Annotated in this window: 3 protein-coding genes and 1 other annotated feature; of the genes, 1 reads left to right on the top strand and 2 read right to left on the bottom strand. The window is 41.5% G+C overall.

Annotated elements, in window-relative coordinates:
- A partial coding sequence (locus BSG1_RS19180; protein WP_044023204.1) for an ATP phosphoribosyltransferase regulatory subunit occupies positions 1-188 on the bottom strand: 188 nt, incomplete at its 3' end.
- A 92-nt stretch (positions 189-280) separates the two neighbouring features.
- Positions 281-510, bottom strand: a binding site (T-box leader).
- Between the two features lie 69 nt (positions 511-579).
- A complete protein-coding gene (locus BSG1_RS19175; RefSeq protein WP_006838896.1) occupies positions 580-756 on the bottom strand; it encodes a hypothetical protein in 177 nt (58 codons plus the stop codon).
- 142 nt (positions 757-898) lie between these two features.
- Here BSG1_RS19175 and BSG1_RS19170 point away from each other — a divergent pair.
- Positions 899-2053 (top strand): SH3 domain-containing protein (locus tag BSG1_RS19170; RefSeq protein ID WP_006838895.1); only part of this gene is annotated, 1155 nt, incomplete at its 3' end.

Here is a 2053-nt window from a genome sequence, read left to right as displayed (position 1 = left end):
TTCTGCACGATATCAGTTGTGTCGCCCACACCGCGCAAGAATAATTCACTTGATTCAAAAATTGGTGTGCGGATTTCTTCATATTGATAGTTTCGACAGATATCAGCTGCTGTTTTTTCAACATACTGCCATTTAACTGAATCTGCAGGCAGTATATCCTGCGTCCCTCGAGGAATTTTAATTGACATAAATGAATCTCCTTCCCTGATAAACAATGTAGTATCTTCCGAGTTCTTGGATAAAATCCAACAAAAAAAGCTCTCAATCCCTTGTAAAATATACAAGGGACGAGAGCTTGGATTCCCGTGGTGCCACCCTAATTGAGGCAATAGTCTGCCTCCACTTAGCCAGTTAACGCCTGGTACGTTCCTGCCTTGGAAATACATTCGTTCAGCAGAAATCCTCCGGAGTGTTCATTCACTGAATCAGTATGTAGAAATGCTTACAGCCACGGCATTTCCTCTCTGTACACCTGTTATTTCAGCTACTGTGCTCCATCAACGGTCGATTTAATATAGATATTTTATTTCTATAATAATACGTATGGCCAAGGAAGATGTCAAGGGAATTCAGAAAAATTCAGGACCGTTCCATCTTCTTTTTCAGTTGGCGTACTCCTGCCAAGGTTAATCCAAACTCTGAAGCCAATTCAAAACTGTCTATATTCTTCTCTCTTTCCAAAAAACTATGAAAATTAACACCGAACAGCTGATTTTCCCCATTGGAACTGGTCATTCCTTTTTCACTGGCTCTCATGGTATCCACCCTTTCAAACTATGTTGTTACATATCATTTCCATTTAGGGTGAAATTCTTTCATTTAAAAGGATTTTTCTTATTTACGGAGAATATTTCTATAGACTATACTGGATAAATATACCTCAGTTAAGGTGGTGCCTATGATCAAAAAATCGCTTTATACTTTTATTATTTTGCTTTTGTTGTTTGGCTCACTGCCGTCTCTGAATTTAGATAAGGCAGCTGGTGCGGAAACAACCGTCATTATCGATACTCATACGCTAAATGTTAGAAAAGGACCCGGTTTGAGTTTTCCCGTTACGGAACAAGTACATAAAGGGGAAGAATTCAAAGTCGCTTCCACCGAAAATGACTGGTACAAAATCCAGTTGAATTCTTCGGAAACCGGCTGGGTGGCGAACTGGCTTGTCAAGGTAAAAAGCAGTTCGAATCACCAAAACGGAACGGTTACCGATAACGGACTCAGAATGAGAGAAGGTCCTGGCACCAATTTTCCCATCATCGATACACTTTCCAAGGGACAGGAAGTAAAAATTACCGACAGCAGCGGAAGTTGGTACAAAATTACCGTCGGCAGTAAATCAGGCTGGGTACATAAGGATTATATTGCTGGCGGAAGTACTCCCAGTCAAAACTCCGGAAGCACACCTCCTGTCAATAAGGAAGATTGGACCGGCGTTTCCACAGTAAATTCATTGAATGTCAGGAGTACAGCAGGCTTAAACGGGAGCATAATCGGAAAGTTAAATAAAAGCAACAAAGTTTCAGTCACAGGAAGTGTTTCGAACTGGTACCGGATAAAATTCGGAGGCAGTGAGGGTTGGGTAAGCAGTCAATACCTTGAAAAATCCACTACTTCCCCTGCACCTGTAACAAATCAGGGAGCTTTTGGCAAAGTCACTGTCTATTCATTAAACGTGCGGGACAAAGCGAGTTTAAACGGCAGGGTAACTGATTCAGTAAAACACGGGGAAGTGTATGAGATTCTTGAAGAGAAAAACAATTGGTACAAGCTTTCCCTTAAAGAGGGGAAAACTGGATGGGCAGCAGGCTGGTATATTGAGAAGACGGTCGGTTCATCACCAGAAGAACCTATTGGGAACAGCAAATCAGGCTATGTACAAATTCTTTATAACGGGACGAATCTTAGAAGCAAAGCCTCTACCAATTCATCCATTGTAGCAAGAGCTTCTGCAGGTGAGTCATTCGCTATTCAAGAACAAACTGGGGAATGGTATAAAATTGCTTTGAAATCCGGCCAATCAGCTTATGTAGCTGGCTGGATTGTCTCTGTT

The sequence above is a fragment of the Bacillus sp. SG-1 genome (assembly GCF_000181495.1).
Taxonomy (GTDB): domain Bacteria; phylum Bacillota; class Bacilli; order Bacillales; family Bacillaceae_B; genus Rossellomorea.
Note: the sequence above shows the minus strand (reverse complement) of the source record. Positions and strands in the feature narration are given on the sequence as shown.